We start from the raw sequence: 15,665 nt of genomic DNA, 5'->3' as shown, positions 1-15,665 counted from the left end.
ATAAAATGAGGAAACATTGAGGCAGCGGTACGCCGCACAGCTTCAATGTTTTTTTCTGATAGGAATGTAAAGTATGGAGGATGAGAATTATGATCAATCCCTTCAAAAGATACCGGATCGATTCCCTGTTTATTATTTGCTTTGCAGGGCTGATCACGATTGTGCTGGCGATCACGGTATGGACCAGTTATGTCATGACTTCGCGGGAATTGGCTGAAAACACGTCTTATTATCAAAAAAGACTGCTCGAGGAGCTGAACAACGAAATTACGGGCCGCCTGACGTCGATCGAGCAGATATCGCTGACCACGTCCAGGGACAATGATTTACTTACGTTTCTGTCGGGAAAAGAAGATGAGTTCAACCACTACAGGAGGTCCAAGGGTATACAGGAAGCGCTGGCTCATCTAACCTATTCGATTCCGCAAATTCAGGCCATCGATTTATATATGGAACAGCCGGAGTGGGGGGATCGGCAGAGCTATATTCAGTTCCATGGATTAACGGAGGCTGCGACAAAGCCATGGTATCCTTTGCTGCAGAACAATGACTTTTCCTGGTCAGAGGAGCATGATTTAACGACCTACAATGGGAACGTGCCTGTGCTCAGCTTTTCCCGCAAGGTGTACAACAACTCCCGGTACTTGGGTATTCTTGTCGTGCATGTGAAAGCGGATTGGATCCGCGGGATTCTCGAAGGATACTCTAAAGATTCGAACCGGATGCTGCTGGATCTGAACGGCAGGGAGCTGCTGAGCGTCGGGAAATCAATGAGGGATGCCGGATTGCAGGAGCAGGATTTGCGGTTCACGGACCAATCCGGTGTGTCACGGCTGCATACGCAGCATGGCGTCGAGTCTCTGGTCGTCTATTCCAAAGTCGCCGACTCCAACTGGATGCTGGTGGAGATTACCCCGTGGGAGAGAATTACGTCAGGCAGCGTCAAGCTGGCTGGAGCCATTATTACCATCGGCATCGGAGCCCTATTGCTGGCTTTCTTGTTAACGCTATGGCTAAGCAGGCAATTGTTGAAGCCGATCGCCCAGTTAGTGAGAGCCATGAAGAATTACGATGTCGGTGGGAGGCAAGCTGAGCTGGCCGGTGATTACACGAATGAATTCGGCATTCTGTTTGCAGGGTTTCGCAGACTGAATGAGAGAATCCAGGCATTGTACGCATCCCTTGCGCAGCGTTACGAGCAGCAGCGGAAGGCGGAAATCGAAGCGCTCCAAGCCAATATTAATCCGCATTTTCTATATAACACCTTGGACCAGCTGAACTGGATGGCGATTGCGGAGGGACAGGAGAAGATGAGCCGCATTCTGGAGCTGATGGGCCGCATGTTCCGCATCGGATTATCGCATGGAGAAAGCTTTATTACGATTGAAGAAGAGCTGACTCACGTCGCATGCTATTTGGAAATCCAGCAGATCCGGTGGGAAGACGGTCTGGAATACGAGGTGCATGCCTCCCAGGAAATCCGCAACTTATTCATTCCCAAAATGACGCTCCAGCCTTTCGTCGAAAATTCAATCATTCATGGATTTAATTCAAGGCAAACTGGCCGAATTCAAATTAAGGCTGAGGAAGAGGGCAGCCGGATCCGAATGACGATTATCGACGACGGAAGTGGGCTTGCTCCTCAGAACAAAGGGAGCCATCGCCGCAAAGGAGGTTACGGGATCCGGAATGTGAGAGAGCGGTTCTCGGCGTTCTTCAACGATGATTATGAGATCCTCGTTAAAGATGGAGAGAATGGAGGAGTGGTTGTATCGATCGCCTTTCCAAGGCTTGAGGAAGCACAGCGGTAAAGCATAATCAGACGATTTTATAATAAATTGTGCATCTCTCTTATACTCCAGTCATCTCGGAATTGATAGGATACATATTGACCACAATATATTGTTTTAGGGGGAAGTCGGCATGAACAAATGGAAGCGATTGCAGATTGTCGCGTTATGGATGGTGTTCTCCTTGCTGGTGGCGGCATGCGGCGGTAACGGAAGCACCAACTCAAGCACGGAAAGCACAACCTCAACCAAGAACAATACACAGGCCGAAAGCGGTTCGGCGACGGAAAATGTCAAGCTGCGGATTATGTGGTGGGGTTCGCAGCCGCGTCACGAAGCTACACTGAAGGCATTGGAGGTATACACGGAGAAAAATCCGCATGTTACCTTCGAGCCCGAATATTCCGGGATGGACGGTTACCTGGATAAACTCTCCACTCAGGCAGCGGCGCATAACGAGCCGGATATTTTCCAAATGGACCCGGGCTGGGTTTCGGACTGGACATCCCGCAACCAGCTCGAAGAGCTCGACACCAAGGTTAGACTGGATGAATTGACGCCGAGCCTGCTGCCGATCGGGCAGAGAGACGGCAAGCAATACGGCGTGCCGCTGGGATCGGTTGCTTTTGGGATGATCTACGACAAGGCGGCTCTTGAGAAGCTGGGCGCAACGATGCCGACAGACGGCTGGACATGGGATGATTTCTTCGCATTGGCGGAAGAGGTAAAGCCTAAACTGGCGGAAGGCCAATATTTCACGCTGGATTATGCCGGCAACTACTTTATGTTCAGCGCTTATCACTATGCCAAGGGTAAGGGCACCTTGATTACGGAAGACGGCAAATTCAATATTGATGAAGCGACTTTCCTGGAATGGACCAAGAAGTTTGAACAGCTGCGCAAGGACGGACTTATACCTCCAGCCGATTTGAACGCATCCGACAAGGAAATGGATCCGACGGCAGACCTGCTGGTCAACGGCAAAATCTTATTCCGCTACTCCTTCTCCAATAACTACACCACATGGGACAGCATGAAGGAAGGGGCGTACGATCTGGTTACGATGCCGCGGGCCGAGGAAGCGGGAGGCTGGCTGAAGCCGTCCATGTACTTCAGTCTTTCGCCTAATTCCAAGCACAAGGAAGAAGCGGCAAAGTTCATCGACTGGTTCATCAATGATCCGGAGGCAGGGGCTATCCTTGGAACCGCTCGTGGTGTGCCTGCCAATGCCAAGATCGCCGAGTCGCTGATTCCGAATCTTCCGGAGGGCGAAAAGGTTGGGATGAAACTGATTGACGCAACGACGCCGGACGGACAGATATTTACGACAGGGCCGGAAGGCTGGGTGAACTTCATCGATAAAGACTTCCCGCTCGTCCGGGATGAGCTGAGCTTCGGCAGAACAACACCGGAGAAGGCCTATGAATCGTTGAAGAAGGCCGCGCAGGAATATGAATAGATCATATAAAATGAGATGAGAACTAGATGGATGCAAGCAAGGGAGTAAAATGATTCCGAAGAAACGGAAGTGGTCGCCTTTGTGACCGGATTTTTACCGCTTAATATAAAATCCAAAAATCCGGGAGCAACAGCGATCGTAGGAACATTATACGTACTTGCCCCCCGCATCCAAATTAATAATTCAGCTTATATATTCCGGTCAACTCCCGGTTTACGTCATGCCTAAGCGGTTTTATCGCCGATTGGGCATGACGTATTACCGTTAATGTGAGGCATTGCCTTTTTGCAAATTAGAAGGAGGATCTTCAGATGTGGAAGATAGGAATCGTTGATGACGACCGCGTCGTGCTGCAGGGAATCCGAAAAGCCATCCCTTGGGATGAACTGAATGCAGAGTGGGCGGGAGAAGCCTTGAACGGGGAAGAAGGGCTTGAAATGATTGAATCGGCCAGCCCCGACATCGTGATTACCGATTTATATATGCCTGTCATGAATGGTCTGGATATGATCGAGCAGCTGCGGAAGAACACCGGCTATTCAGGAAAAGTGATCATTCTGAGCGGTTACTCGGACTTCGAGTATGCCCGTCAAGCCTTGCGTCTGAACGTGAGCGATTACTTATCCAAGCCGATCAGTCTTCCGACGCTGAAGTCTGTTTTAAATGAAGCCATATCCGATTTGGAGGAGCAGGAAGAGCTGCGCATGAAGCAGGATGAACTGCTCCAGAAGCTGCAGCTTTACGAGCCCTTCGTGGAGAAGGAGTGGGTCAAATCGGCCGCAGCGGGTGCACTGCAACATTCAGGTCTCCAAACGGAAATCCCGGAGCCTTATCGGTATTGGTCCGATTTCGATCATACGGTCATTGGCATCGAGCTGATCTCCGATCAACGGGCAGCTAATCTAAGCTTGCCGGACTGGAGCCTCCTTCGATTTGCAATCAGCAATATGGTGTGCGAAATTACCCAGGCGGCATTCCCCCGCTTCGACCATACGGATCTCCACACCAACCGCTCCGTGGTCATTATTCATCATGATCGAACGGAGTCTGCCGAGCGAGTGCGGCAGCAGCTGGAGCAACTGGGTGTCCGATTAATCGAATGTGTGCAGAACTACTTGAAGCTGAAGCTCCGAATCGGCATCGGTGATCGCAAGAGCAGTATAAGGGAAATCGGTATCTCGACAGAAGAAGCCTTTCGTGCGATCGATGTGAATACGCAGCCGGCGGTTCCGGAGTATGAGCTGTATTTCTACTGTGCACAGGAGCCGGGCAATGCGGAGGCCAAGCCTCCCGTGCGTCCTGTTAAGCTTTACCTGGAGCTGGCCGGTTCGATTCGAACCTCGCAAGAACATCAAGCACAAACGATCATCAGGGATTATATGAAGCGATTGGAACAGCAAGGGGGCATCACCAAACCATATGTCAGCATGCTGGCAGGGGAACTGTGGGGAATTATCGCTTTCGCTTTCTATGAGACGGGGACCGTCGTTGACGATTTCTTCCCGAATGACAGCATTACGCGCGAAATAGCGAAGCTGCAGCGTCCATCCGAGCTTGCGGAATGGCTGATCACCAAGATCGGGCTCGTGTTCGGCAGTCGCGAATGGGGCGGGAACGGAAAGCACCGCCAGGCTGTCGACTTTATGATCGAGTACATTCACGAGCACTATGCCGAAGATCTCACGCTTGGGGGACTGGCGGATAAGGTGTATATTTCGAGAAACTACTTGTCGATGATTTTCAAGAATATGACGGGAGAAACGTTCAACAATTACTTGACCAGAGTACGGGTCGAGAAGGCCCGGGAGCTGCTGATGGAGAAAAATGCATTGGTTTACCAAGTGGCAGAAAAGGTCGGATATAAAAACGTTCCGTATTTCAGCACGGTATTTAAGAAATTCACGGGCATGAACCCGACGGAGCTCGTGAAATGATCATGAGGAGGCATTATGAACAGCAGTTATGATCAAGCGTGGTTGCAGGTTAATGGGAGCTCGCTGAAGCAAGCTGCGGCAATCAAGCCGCTGGAAAGCTATTTGGGCAAGATCGTGACCGCGCAGGCGGTTTCTTCGCAAGTATTTCGTACGGCGATTGAAGAATTGACCACGGGCATTGCTCTGCTGGCAGGTGAACAGCCCTTCATTAGTGAAGAGATGGATGCCGGCCCCTGCTTGGTCGCAGGGACGCTGGGGAGCATTGAAAGGACTTTGCTTGACGGCTCGCCGGAAGCCGAGGAAGCCGGACGTGTAGGAGATGAAGGCTACATCATACGCCGTGTCGTAAGAAAAGACCAGGATTACATATTCATTGCAGGAGGATCGGACAGGGGACTTCTGTACGGGGTCTTTCATTTTATGCGTCTCCTGCAGACGGGCCAAGCGAACGAAGCGCTTGATCTGATTGAACATCCGAAGTACCGGCTTCGCATGGTGAATCAGTGGGACAATATGGACGGAACCATTGAGCGCGGATATGCGGGCCGGTCGATATTTTATAAGGACCATACCATCGTTTCCGATCTGACTCGTGTCCGGGCGTACGCCAGAATGCTCGCCTCTGTTGGGATTAACGGAATCACAATCAATAATGTGAATGTGCATAAGACCGAGACGAAGCTGATCACGCCTCAATTGCTACTGGATGTGGCACGCGTAGCGGATGTGTTCCGCGATTACGGCATCGTCCTCTATCTCAGCGTGAACTTTGCTGCACCGATCGAGCTGGGGGATATGTCCACGGCTGACCCGTTAGAACCAGCCGTTCAGAATTGGTGGAAACAGAAAGCTGCCGATATTTACCGAACCATTCCTGACTTTGGCGGATTTCTGGTCAAGGCCGACTCGGAGAACCGTCCCGGCCCGTTTACCTATGGACGCCATCATGCGGATGGAGCCAATATGCTGGCAGAAGCGCTGGAGCCTTACGGCGGACTCGTCCTATGGAGATGCTTCGTGTACGATTGCCATCAGGATTGGCGGGATCGCCAGACGGACCGGGCCCGCGCCGCCTATGATCATTTCAAGCCGCTGGACGGCAAATTCAAGGACAATGTGATCCTGCAGATCAAGAACGGTCCGATGGATTTTCAGGTCAGAGAGCCGGTATCGCCATTGTTTGGAGCGATGGAGCGAACGAATCAGCTGCTGGAATTCCAGATTACGCAGGAGTATACGGGACAGCAAAGGCATGTATGCTATTTGATCCCGCAATGGAAAGAGGTGCTGGAATTCGATACGCTGTGCCAAGGGGAGGGCAGCAAAGTCAAAGATATTGTAGCCGGACAAGTGTATCCGTATCAGCACAGCGGCATAACAGCCGTGTCCAATATTGGGGATGACTTCAACTGGACCGGTCACTACCTTGCCCAGTCCAACCTTTACGGCTATGGCCGCTTGCTGTGGAATCCGGAGCTGACGGCGGAGGAAATCGGCGAGGAATGGAGCCGGATGACCTTTGGACTCGATCCGGCGGTGACGGAGACCCTAGTGGATATTCTGATGGAATCGTGGCCGACCTACGAGAATTATACCTCCCCGCTTGGCGTGGGCTGGATGGTCGTGCCGCATATTCACTACGGCCCAGACGTGGACGGCTACGAATACTCCAAATGGGGAACGTATCATTTCGCGGACCGCGACGGGATCGGCGTTGACAGGACGCAGGCGAGAGGAACGGGGTACGCCGGCCAATATATTGGAGCCAATGCGTCGATGTATGAGCGATTGGAGACTTGCCCGGATGACTTGCTGCTATTTTTCCACCATGTTCCTTATACCCATGTGTTAAAGTCCGGCAAGACGGTCATTCAGCATATTTATGACACTCATTTTGCAGGGGTCGAGCAGGTGGAGCGGTGGCTCGCACGCTGGGATGCCTTGGAGCCTAAGCTTGATCAGCAGCGCTACCTGCATGTTAAACAGCGATTGCTGGAGCAACTGGAGAGCGCAAAGGAATGGCGCGATGTCATTAATACGTATTTTTATAGAAAATCGGGTATCCAAGATGAGCATAATCGAGTGATCTATTCGTAGGGGAAGGGCCTTGAATTTCAACCTGGGTTGGAATTTGGGGTTTTTTTGTTGGGGGTATAAGATAGGAAAGAATTGATCATAAAGCTCAAAGAAGAGTCGTAGGGATACTTTGTCGCTCAAAGTTCAAAGGAGTCGTTGGAAGAACTTGCAGATATGCTTGCGGTTATCCGGCCGTTAAACAAGTCATTGAGAAGCTAGGTTTAACGAGTGATAAAGTTTTAGAGTTTTATGATGAAATTAAGGAGAAGTACGGGGAAGGGAGGCAAAAAACTGATGAATGCTGCGATCCCGATACACATAAGAGGATTAAACAACATAAAGTTTGGTTCTCTGTAATTCGTATTAATAACAGGTCATTGGTAATGATGGTGAAGTATACAATGATTCTATAGAAGGGATTCATAGATTTCTGGCGAATGGATGTATATGTTGACGAGGATCGTCGATTGAAATGTACAACCCGTTTATGCAGAATTACGGTCATATTCAAGCAATTAAAAGCTTACTCCCCGACTACCAAGAGAGTCGATATCACTCGTTTCTTTCACGATGCGTTGCCGATTTAGTGTTGACCCTGAGCTAAGAAAAATTCAATCGGACGAGCTGATCGTGTACGACGTTGAACTGTCCGAATATATCCAGCGTAAAATGAACCGGATTCAAGCCGAGAAGACCGAACCCGTTCTAACAGAGTCGGATATTCAGAAGTTCTATCAATCATTGAATGAGGCGAATATCACTGATCCGAAGATTCGGGATGAGCATGTAGAGAAGGCAGGTAGTGTTGAGAGGGCGAAAAAATAGTCGAAAAATAATTGCCGCTCTGCTGTATAGTTCCATCGTCAAAATTAGACTCCAGGCGATGAACTTAAGCATTTTCCTACTATAAATATTAAAAATATAGGGGGTATTATGGATAAGATTAAACTTTTAATTGCTTGCATCTTAACGTTTTTAATCATGATTTTAAGTTTACGGGTAGGTTATTTAAATCTTAATCCTCCGATACCAGCAACTGGACCAGTAGGTGAGCCACCTGAACCTGATTCAGGAAATACAATTTTATATTTTCTAGTTTCCGGTTTCTCGTTCATTGCCCTGATCATCTTTATTTATAAGCTCCTTAGAAAGTGACGTCGCTTGAAATATGAATGGGTGACTATTTTTTGTTTAATGCTAGGTCAATCGTAAAGCAGAAAAAAGGACACCAAGTCCTAAGCAGACCTCGTGCCCTCGAATCAACGGATTCATATTGTTCGTCGTACTTCTTGTTATTTCACGAATGTGTCCGGCAGCCTCAGGGAAACGACAGCCTTGCCAGTATCCTGCAACCCCGAATCACTTAGAAATTGCTCGCGAAGCTCTTTTTTATTTTTGCCTAATGCATACTTAACACTAATATCTACGACATTGCCATGCGAACGAAATGCGGGGAATTGGTCCAACGAAAAAACAACCGCATTCGCTTGATAAGTCTTCGAATCATCAGCCCCGCAAGGAGACTTGGAATCATCCGTGCATAGGTTTACGGTAATGGGAAGGTGCCGCGGGTTGTTCTTAACTATTTCCCCATTGATGGAGCCGTCGATGTACTGGATGCTGATTTCCCGATCCTTCCTCGTATTCTCGACCGCGGAAACGACATACAGCCGATCCGGAACGGCTTGATTATTCTGGTTGACGGCATCTTTCACTAAGAAAACGTATTGGTAGTGGATGCTGATATTGTCTACGATCTCCGAGATTTCGGTCAAAGGCTCCGTGTTCACGGATCCTGCGGATTTAATCCCTTCCAAATCATAGATTACGCTTAATATCGATTCGGGGTCCGTGTTCAGCGGGACAGTTTGTTTGGCGGACGTGCTGCAGCCGGTAAAAAGGGCAGCGAAGGCCATGAAGATGGCTATGAGATATCGGTTCTTTTTGCGAATCACGCCTTTCCCAATCCTCCTTACAACGGCATGTACAATCATGGTTAATATATGAAGCTATCAAAACTAAGTTAATGGAATTCATTGTATAATGCAAGCTAGACGATACGTAGGGACGGGCGCAGGTGAAGACGGATCAAAAATCCTTAATGGCCTGCGTGAAAAGTTACCTTTAATTGAAAGCCAAATCCAGAACTTGAAGATCCATCACAACTTTCTGCATGGACCGTCCGATTGTTACTATTGAACATGAAAAAAAGGACACCAAGTCCTAAGCAGACCTCGTGCCCTCGAAGGGTTGCATATTGGAATTATTACCGAGCAATGCTTGACGCTCACCGCTCCTCTAAGCTACCTTAAGCAGCCTCACTTCAACGTCCTCACATCCACCGTATTGGACAGGACATCCACTTCATTCGGAATAATCCCTTTATCAAACATATAATCGGCGACCGCTTGCCAGCGTTGGCGGACGGTGTCATCAATCGGGTCAAACGGGTATAAAGAGCCTTCCAGCTGCTGACGCGCGACGGGTTCGGAGACGCCTTGGATGTCCTGAATTAATTGGACGGTGTGATCGACGTCGTCGGATAGAAGAGCGGACTCTTCATTCAAGCCTTCGAACACTTCAAACACGAGTTCAGGATGCTCCTTCAGGAAGCCGTTTCGCACAATATACACCGTATCGTTCTCGGATTCGATGTCGCCTGCGGAAATGACCAGCTCTGCACCGAAGTCGACGAGCGCCACGGCCGTAAAAGAACCCCATGTCGCCCAAGCGTCGACTTGCCCGCTTTCAAAGGCAGGCCCCGCTTCCGTTGGCGGAAGATAGACGATCTCGACTTCGCTCGCATCGAGGCCGCCCTTCTCCAGCGCTTTATATAGTAAGTATTCGCCCGTGCCGCCGCGGTTGACGGCGATTTTTTTACCGCGGAGGTCGGAAGGGCCCTTAATGCCGGCTTCCGGCTTGGCCACAATGCCTTGATTATCTTGATCGCCTGGCTGCTTCGTAAAAATCGTAAATTCCGAGGAGCCTCCAACAAGGGCGCTGATGGCTGCCGTAATCGAGCCGATCGTGATATCGATCGAACCGGCGTTTAACGCCTCGATCGCTGGGGACATGGCGGCAAAACCGCCGGTTTTTTCAATGCTCGCTCCGGCTGCTCCCAGCCTCTTATACAGGGGCCCGCCTTCCTCGGATAAACTTAAGGGCTGGGCACTGCGCAGTATGCCAAGACGAACGGGTACGGCCTCATCCTCAGCATTGGCTTGTTTCGCTTGGCCGGCGTTACCGCAAGCCGATAACGTAACTAACAGAATTACTAATAATAAATGTAAGCTTATTTTTCGCATAGGACACTTCCCTTTTTGCCGGATCATTTAGTGGATGTTATGAGCCCACGTGAAGACCTTCTCCTGTTCTTCTTGCTTCGGCGTCGTCACGGCCTGACGGTTAACGCGTAGATGGGGCAGGATGTATTCTCCTACACGGTAAGCTTCTTCAAGCAGTGGAACACCGGAGAAAATAAACGTTGAAATGCCCGCATCCTGATACTCTCTTAAGCGCGCCAGAACGGTTGCCGGACTGCCTACGATCGTGGTGCCCGGACCTGGTCGTACCAGACTCATCCCGGCCCATAAATCCGGATAAATTTCGAGCTCCCTCGCGTCTTTAGGAATTTGGCCGTTGTGATTGCGTAGCATGCGCTGCTGCCCCACCGAATCGCTGTTTCGCAGAACGTTTTGCATATGCTCCACGGTTTGCGGATCCATCGTCTTAAGCAGCCGATCCGCTTCTTGCCAAGCTTCTTCATCCGTATCGCGCACGATCAGATACAGCCGGATGCCATACCGCATGGTACGGCCTTGCTCAGCAGCTAAAGCTTGAAGATCTTTAATTTTCTCTGCGACTTGCGGTGGCGTTTCCCCCCAACTCAGATACGTATCGATATGCTTGGCTGCCGCGAGGTGGGCCGCTTGCGACGATCCGCCGAACCACAGGGGCGGCGTTGGCTTCTGCGTGGAGGAGAGCTGCAAGGCTTTGCCTTCGGCCGTAATATACTTGCCATGGAAATCCAGGCTTTCTCCGGCCACCGCTTGTTTCCACACCTGAATCCATTCATCCGTGTAGGCATAACGTTCATCATGCCCAAGCGTTGATCCGTAGGCGCGCATTTGCGCCGTGTTTCCGTTCACGATGTTTAATAATACGCGTCCACCGGAGAAATCATCGAAGGTTTGCGCCATTTTCGCGGCGAGCACGGGGGAAATCAGCGGCGGATGCACAGCGATGAGAAAACGCATGTTGTTCGTGCTGGAAATGAGGGAGGAGCCAAGCACCCACGTATCATGCGGGCCCGTGGCCAGCAATGCGCCGGTAAATCCCAATTGGTCGACAGCCGAGGCAATCTGCCTCAGGTAAGGCAAATCGATTTTGCGTGCACCCGCCGTTGACCAAGGACTGCGGCCATCCGGCGCGGTTAAATACCAGTACACTTCAATGTTCTCGTTATGTGCAGCCATTCTATTCTCCTCCAATTTCTACGGGTACAGGTAACACGGCATCTGAAACGACAATTTCTTTCGGCAAAATGTGCTGGCGTGCTAACAGATCGGCCACCCGCTGCTGTTCGCTTATGAACTCCTCGGTAATCGGCTGCAGCCCCCAAGGTCTCCGCCGAAACGCGGCTTCCCATGAATCCACGGAAGGCCAATCGGGCAAGTCCCGGGCAAACAGCTCCGCCGCTTCGCGCGTGTTGTCTTGAATCCATTGATCTGCTTGCTGCAGCGCTTCGACGACGGTCTTGAGCAGCTGCGGCTGACTCGTCGCAAAATCCCGGCTGGCAAACCATACGGAACGGTGGGAGATATGGGACTCAAGCGGCACGAGCGTGCGAACGAGACCTTTGTCATGCAGCTCCGTCAGCTGCGGGTCGTTGCCGACCCAAGCCTCCACTTCGCCTGCCAGCAGTGCCTTTGCCCCCTCATTGCCTATATCCGCACGAGTGACATCATCATATAGAAGGCCTGCCTTATCGAGCGCGGTTGCCAGAAAACTCGTATGCCAGGATCCTTCGGAAAGCGCAATGCGCAAACCCTTCAAATCCGCAACGGATTGCACCGCCGATTCCTTGCGAACGACTAAGGCGCCGCTGGCTGTACGAGGATTCGATACCGCAACGTACACAATATCGATATCCGAAGCCTGCGCGGTTAACGGCGGGGTAGACCCTGTACCACCGAAGTCGACTTCGCCGGAAGCGATCCGCAGAGGCGTCCTTGCTCCGTCGGTGTAATCAACCCAGGCAACGGATGTCTTGTGGTCTTTAAGAATCTCTTCCAAAAAGCCTAAGCGGCGCAATACGAATAACGAATGATTATTGGGATGGACGCCGATGGTTACGTCTGCTTTCGTTTGAGTCATGTGAGTGACACTCCTTTGGCAATGTTTTGTTCAGCCGCGGCTAACGGTTCTGGAAGAATCCAGTCCCATACGTTTACGGGATTCGGGAGGAAACCATGCTCGAACAGGAACCTGCTCTGGGCATCAAGCGCCGTTAAATAGTCTTCGCGCAGTGCCGGTCGAAGCGAAATATTACGATAAGCGGAGGCTACATATTCGGATGAAGCGCCGGTTTCCTTCGTAACGACCCGAATGAAATCCTCGGGATGATCTTTGGACCAATCGGCGGCGCGAAGCAGAGAGGTGAGAATATGTTCCACGATATGCTCCTGCTCCGTCAAGGCCGTATCGACCGTCACGGTTCGGGGCACGCCATTGTTGACTCGCACCAGCGGATCCGGATGGAACCCAAGCTCGATCACTTCCTTTAGGGCAACCGTACGGGCGGCCTCCAGCCCGGTAGCTCCTTTGACAAAAACAGCATCGATCTCACGCCGCTGCAGCGCCTCGATTTCGGTATTCCACGAATCCCGTCTTCCTTCGCGAACCGCTTCAAGGTGGGTGATGTTGACGTCATTCAGCGCTAGATTCGCAAGCGAGAGGGCATTATGAAAACCGCGAAGCGCTTGGGCAGCCCGAAAATCGATCTCTAAATAACGATGACGAGGAATCCCGATTCGTCTTCCGCGCAGATCGCCAGGCTCCTGAATATCCGAGTCGGGAAGGGTAAGAATGGCTTGATATTCATCGACCCAGCTTAGCCCGATCAGCCGCGTATCGCTCCCGGTTGAGCGTGCCCATAAAGCTGGAATGTTGCCTCCTTCCCGCACCAGGAAAGGCAAGGTGTGATTAAAATGCGCGTCCGGCAAAGCTTGACGGGTGTCTCTCGTTAGTTCCGCCGCCGTACATCCGGACTTTTCTAGCTCCTGATGAAGAAGCCCGAGATCGAGGGCCAAACTGGCTGCTGTCGGAACCGGGCAGCGTGTAATCCTAATTTCCTTCACGATTTCTTGCGGGTTATCGATGTTAGGCATGCTTTCTGGGCTCCTTTCTTTTTCTAGATATCAGAAAGTATAAACTTCGGAGAATCTGCTGCCTGATATCGCAAGAAAAACTACCGCTAAACGCGGTCTGTCTTCTTTGAAAGTACGTCGATAGACGTTTTTCTTACGATTTCACGTCCGGTCAAACGCTCGCTTATGATCCACCTCCTTCAAGAAATGGTGATCGAAATCCCCTCCCAAGCGGGATGGTGTCAGACACCTATGACCCTTTCTTTAAGGGATAGGGGAGGTTTTCTGCTTCATGTCGGGTTTCCACTTCGGTTATGCCCATGACCCGTTTCAGGATGTGATCGATGAATGCTGCCACTTCGGCATTTCCCCGTTGACGGGGGCGCGGGAAAGGGACGGCTCGATCCATCGCAATCCGGCCTTCCTCAATGAGCACCACGCGATCGGCCAAGACGACAGCCTCTTCGACATCGTGCGTAATCAAGACGGTCGTAAATGGCTGCTGCTGCCACAGCGATTCGATTAATTGCTGCATTTCAATACGGGTCAATGCGTCCAATGCTCCTAAAGGTTCATCGAGCAACAATAATTTGGGATGGCTGGCTAATGCTCTTGCTAAGGCGACTCGTTGTTTCTGACCGCCGGAGAGCACGGACGGCCATTCATTGGCCCGGGCACCGAGCCCAACCTGATCTAAAGCGGCTTCCGCTTTATGACGGTCTTCTTTTCGAAGTCCGATCGCTACGTTATCGATGACCTTATTCCAGGGCAAAAGCCTGGCGTCTTGAAACATCATCCGGGTTTCGGCATGCACCTGGTCGACCGGATGGTCATTGATCCATATGCCTCCCGACGTGGCGGGCTCCAATCCGGCGATCACGCGCAATAGCGTGCTTTTCCCGCAGCCGCTTCGCCCGATAATGGCTATGAACTCTCCGGGCTTCACGTCTAACTCAATGCCTCGAAGTACAGGTTGCTCGCCAAAGCTTTTCTGTAATTGGGTTATACGAAGATGTACACCGTGGGTAGAGGATTTCAGGGTCGACACATCCTTTCAGGGTTAGTTGTGATAATTCGGGTTCCATCGTAAGAACCGCCTCTCTAAGAGCTTCGCGATGGAATCGGCCAGCTTTCCAAATAAGGCATACAGCACAATGGTTAGCAGAATGATATCGGTTTGCATGTATTCTCTTGCATTCATGGCCAGAAAGCCGATGCCCGAATTCGTAGCAATCGTTTCGGATACGATCAGGGTCAACCACATGATGCCTAAAGCGTAGCGGAGTCCGACTAAAATGGAAGGCAAGGCGCCAGGCAGAACGATTTTCCAGAAGAGCGAAGCGGTGCGCAGTCCGTATACGCTGCCCATTTCGATCAATCCGTTATCCACGGAGCGGATGCCGTGCAAGGTATTGATGTAGACCGGAAATAACACGCCAACCGCGACCAAGAATATTTTCGACTCTTCGCCAATACCAAACCATAGAACGACTAGGGGAATCATCGCCAGATGAGGAACATTGCGTACCATTTGAATCGTGGTATCCAACAATTTTTCGGCGATGGACGATAAGCCGTTGATAAAGCCCAGTACAAGACCGATCCCCCCGCCGATTAAGAAACCAATGAACGCTCTTTGGAAACTGATGGCGATGTGTTCGATTAACTTTCCAGATAACAGCAAATCCCTGAAAGAAAATAAAACGTCTTGAGGCAGGGGGAGGATTTTCCTCGAAATCACGTCAAGATTGGATAATATAGCCCACACAACGATCAGTAAGATGGGGAGAACCCAAGGCAAACATTTTCCGATGATGGGATTGGACATGAGCTTTCTCATCATTTCAACTCACCTAGCCTTCAAAAATAGGATCAAAAGAAAAAGGCCACAACGCCAGCACAATATCTGCTGAGGCTGTGACCTCCATTTGAATGGTCGGTATCATTTAATGTTTAATAATTCCTATAAGTTTAATATGGATTTGATTATACTTCCCGATTATGGTTTCGTCAACCGGAAATATGCGAGTCTAAAGTC

Annotated in this window: 13 protein-coding genes; 6 read left to right on the top strand and 7 right to left on the bottom strand. The window is 50.6% G+C overall.

Annotated elements, in window-relative coordinates; translation table 11 throughout:
• Positions 1-89: 89 nt before the first annotated feature.
• The 6 genes from RB297_RS14900 (at position 90) to RB297_RS14875 (ending at position 8,414) form a co-directional block, all read left to right on the top strand.
• A complete protein-coding gene (locus RB297_RS14900; RefSeq protein WP_375120836.1) occupies positions 90-1,811 on the top strand; it encodes a cache domain-containing sensor histidine kinase in 1,722 nt (573 codons plus the stop codon).
• 112 nt (positions 1,812-1,923) lie between these two features.
• The gene (locus RB297_RS14895) at positions 1,924-3,249 is read left to right on the top strand and encodes an ABC transporter substrate-binding protein (RefSeq protein WP_096775040.1); all 1,326 of its coding nucleotides are present in this window, start codon (positions 1,924-1,926) and stop codon (positions 3,247-3,249) included.
• A 311-nt stretch (positions 3,250-3,560) separates the two neighbouring features.
• Positions 3,561-5,183: a response regulator transcription factor gene (locus RB297_RS14890; RefSeq protein ID WP_375120835.1), complete on the top strand. Its 1,623-nt coding sequence runs from the start codon at positions 3,561-3,563 to the stop codon at positions 5,181-5,183.
• A 15-nt stretch (positions 5,184-5,198) separates the two neighbouring features.
• A complete protein-coding gene (locus tag RB297_RS14885) occupies positions 5,199-7,280 on the top strand; it encodes an alpha-glucuronidase family glycosyl hydrolase (RefSeq protein WP_375120834.1) in 2,082 nt (693 codons plus the stop codon).
• Positions 7,281-7,889: 609 nt separating this feature from the next.
• Positions 7,890-8,084, top strand: coding sequence for a hypothetical protein (locus RB297_RS14880; protein ID WP_375120833.1), 195 nt, complete (start codon positions 7,890-7,892; stop codon positions 8,082-8,084).
• Between the two features lie 108 nt (positions 8,085-8,192).
• Complete coding sequence (locus RB297_RS14875; protein ID WP_375120832.1) at positions 8,193-8,414, top strand: hypothetical protein; 222 nt, start codon at positions 8,193-8,195, stop codon at positions 8,412-8,414.
• Between the two features lie 137 nt (positions 8,415-8,551).
• Here RB297_RS14875 and RB297_RS14870 read toward each other — a convergent pair whose 3' ends face one another.
• The 7 genes from RB297_RS14870 to ssuC all read right to left on the bottom strand — a co-directional run bounded on the left by RB297_RS14870 (position 8,552) and on the right by ssuC (position 15,467).
• Complete coding sequence (locus tag RB297_RS14870; protein ID WP_375120831.1) at positions 8,552-9,214, bottom strand: hypothetical protein; 663 nt, start codon at positions 9,212-9,214, stop codon at positions 8,552-8,554.
• A gap of 363 nt (positions 9,215-9,577) precedes the next feature.
• Complete coding sequence (locus RB297_RS14865; RefSeq protein WP_375120830.1) at positions 9,578-10,564, bottom strand: ABC transporter substrate-binding protein; 987 nt, start codon at positions 10,562-10,564, stop codon at positions 9,578-9,580.
• Between the two features lie 27 nt (positions 10,565-10,591).
• Positions 10,592-11,734 carry an LLM class flavin-dependent oxidoreductase gene (locus RB297_RS14860; protein ID WP_375120829.1) on the bottom strand — a complete coding sequence of 381 codons (1,143 nt, stop codon included), beginning with the start codon at positions 11,732-11,734 and terminating at the stop codon, positions 10,592-10,594.
• A gap of 1 nt (position 11,735) precedes the next feature.
• Positions 11,736-12,635 (bottom strand): aliphatic sulfonate ABC transporter substrate-binding protein, encoded by a 900-nt coding sequence (locus tag RB297_RS14855; protein ID WP_375120828.1) that lies wholly within the window; start codon positions 12,633-12,635, stop codon positions 11,736-11,738.
• Entirely contained in the window at positions 12,632-13,648 is a 1,017-nt protein-coding gene (locus RB297_RS14850) for an ABC transporter substrate-binding protein (protein ID WP_375120827.1), read from the bottom strand. Before RB297_RS14850 ends, RB297_RS14855 begins: the two co-directional genes overlap by 4 nt.
• A gap of 229 nt (positions 13,649-13,877) precedes the next feature.
• Complete coding sequence (locus RB297_RS14845; RefSeq protein ID WP_375120826.1) at positions 13,878-14,675, bottom strand: ATP-binding cassette domain-containing protein; 798 nt, start codon at positions 14,673-14,675, stop codon at positions 13,878-13,880.
• Between the two features lie 12 nt (positions 14,676-14,687).
• Positions 14,688-15,467: an aliphatic sulfonate ABC transporter permease SsuC gene (gene ssuC, locus RB297_RS14840; RefSeq protein WP_375120924.1), complete on the bottom strand. Its 780-nt coding sequence runs from the start codon at positions 15,465-15,467 to the stop codon at positions 14,688-14,690.
• Positions 15,468-15,665 lie beyond the last annotated feature (198 nt).

This window comes from Paenibacillus sp. CR_12, assembly GCF_041953985.1.
In the GTDB taxonomy this organism is placed as follows: domain Bacteria; phylum Bacillota; class Bacilli; order Paenibacillales; family Paenibacillaceae; genus Paenibacillus_AQ; species Paenibacillus_AQ lautus_A.
This window is presented reverse-complemented; position numbering and strand designations above follow the sequence as displayed.